The sequence below is a fragment of the Polaribacter sp. genome (genome assembly GCF_049276715.1).
Lineage (GTDB): Bacteria > Bacteroidota > Bacteroidia > Flavobacteriales > Flavobacteriaceae > Polaribacter.
In genome coordinates, this window is sequence record NZ_JBASWY010000059.1 from 1 (window position 1) to 2,052 (window position 2,052).

3 protein-coding genes are annotated in these 2,052 nt (G+C 49.7%); 1 reads left to right on the plus strand and 2 read right to left on the minus strand.

The genetic code is table 11. The features are described 5' to 3' along the window. A partial coding sequence (locus WAO74_RS14075) for a transketolase C-terminal domain-containing protein (RefSeq protein ID WP_422162907.1) occupies positions 1-390 on the plus strand: 390 nt, incomplete at its 5' end. Between the two features lie 15 nt (positions 391-405). Here WAO74_RS14075 and WAO74_RS14080 read toward each other — a convergent pair. Beyond that, positions 406-1,371: a glycosyltransferase family 2 protein gene (locus WAO74_RS14080; RefSeq protein ID WP_422162908.1), complete on the minus strand. Its 966-nt coding sequence runs from the start codon at positions 1,369-1,371 to the stop codon at positions 406-408. Next, the coding region (locus WAO74_RS14085) for a class I SAM-dependent methyltransferase (RefSeq protein ID WP_422162909.1) at positions 1,368-2,052 on the minus strand (685 nt) is incomplete at its 5' end. The genes WAO74_RS14080 and WAO74_RS14085, both read right to left, overlap by 4 nt.

Sequence of the window (2,052 nt, forward strand, 5' to 3'; positions counted from 1 at the left end):
ATCCTGAATTTTGGCGCGCTGTTTGTGGAAGCCATGAAGGCCGGCGAAGAGCTGGATGCAACAGTGGTGGATATGCGCTGGGTTAAGCCCCTTGATGAAGAACTCATACTTGAGCTCGCCAGCAGCCATGATCTTTTGATCACGCTGGAAGAGAATGCCGTTGCCGGCGGTGCTGGGTCTGCGGTGGCTGAGCTACTTAGTCGAAACGACATCCCCTGCCCGATTAAGCATTTCGGTTTAGCAGACTGCTTCATAGAACATGGCGATCAATCTGCTCTTCGCAAAGAGTCTCTAGTATCCGCTGACGCTATTGTGACGTTCATCCAAAACCGCCCGCGAATCTCTCTCAAGGCAAGCGCAAATGATACGGTGGTTTATCACGCCTCATAATCACCGGTAAGACGATCAATCGAGTCCTGTAGCCCCTAAATCATACGCTCCGTCTTTTACATTCATGCTGTACGGCCCCATTTTTCCGACTACACCATGCCAAAGACCCACACAAACCATCTTCAGAGAATCTAGCCGCCGAGTACCAAATATCAAATGAGAGTAAACCACCCCGGCTATGGTCCAGGAATTGCGTAGCTTCCAACTCAGGTCAACATAGCTTTCGCGAGTTAAGGCAATCAAATTTCTGACTCGGTAATAGAGTCGAAGCGGAGGATACTCTGCCTCCATTCTCCAACGCAGATACCATACTCTAAGCTTATCTTCGCCCATCTCATGCCGCATCGTTGCCCCATTAACGCCGACCAGCCTATAGCCCTTAGCACGGGCACGATGCGACCATTCCAAGTCTACGCCATCCACAAAATACTCGTCCCTCATGAGCCCTACGTCGCGGATAGCCGCAGCTTGGATCAAACAACCCGAAGTAATCAGTGTAAGTGCATCGACGAGGGGCGATTCGGCAGAGGCAAATCCATGACCATAAAAAAGATGCCCAGGAATCTGCACTTGAAATGGATGAACTTTATCGGTGTTGCACTCTTGAAAAACAGGCCCAACAGCAGCAACTTTTTCGCCCTCAGATAATAGCCCCTCCAAGCTGCTCGCTAGGTTTTTCACCATATCGCTTGCCGGAAGACTGTCCTGATCGCTAAGTAAAAGAAACTCGGCGCCTTCAGATAAGCCAATTTCGATACCGATATTAAGGGCCGTCGCTATACCAGCATTTCGTCCCAAACGGACCACTCGAACTTGATCAAATCCCAGCTCGCAATTAGTCAGTTCATCTACCACGGTATTATTTGACGCAGGACTGTTGTCAACCACACACAACAGCCCAACCTGAGACACGAGCCTATTTATAAGCAACCCAAAGTGTCCGGGCGTTGGATTGTAGCTCACCACTACTGCCGCGATCATTGGTCGAGCGGCTTACGGGCTGTGAGAGTGATGAACTCACGCGAACTTGGGAACACCCAGGCCATAAGCTCACAAGCGACCTGCTTTAGAAGTAAGCTTCCTGTGCCAACAAGTGTCATTGCATTGCCTCCTCGCTGAAGAGCATCGCTCGCTGGAAACCAGACAAAAACTGCAAGACCGTGCCAACGCGTCCTGATATCCCTAAAACCAGCACCTGCAAGAATCGCCCTCAAAGCCCGAGAAGAAAAAATCAGCAAGTGCCGGGGAGGATCGAGACCGTACCAAAAGCGGCCAAAAATACGATGTCCCATACAGGAGATATTAGGTGTTTCCAGCCATAAAACTCCGCCAGGCTTTAACAAACGAAACAAATCACTAATAAGTTCCAATGGATCGTGAACATGCTCCAAAACGTGGGAAAGTGTAATAACGTCATACAAACCTTCGCCCATCTGAAGCTCTCCGGCTTCAATAAGGTCTACATCAAGACCTTTACCTCTCGCTAATTCAACAGCGATTGGATCAAAATCAACGCCTTTTACAGACCAACCCATGGACCTAGCAACGGTTAGAAAGTCGCCATTGGCACAACCGTAGTCCAAGAGAGTCTTAACGTCATCAACCTGCGGGGCAAGGTGCCGGTAACGAGCCTCGATCGAGGCCTTTTCCGGACCAAATAAT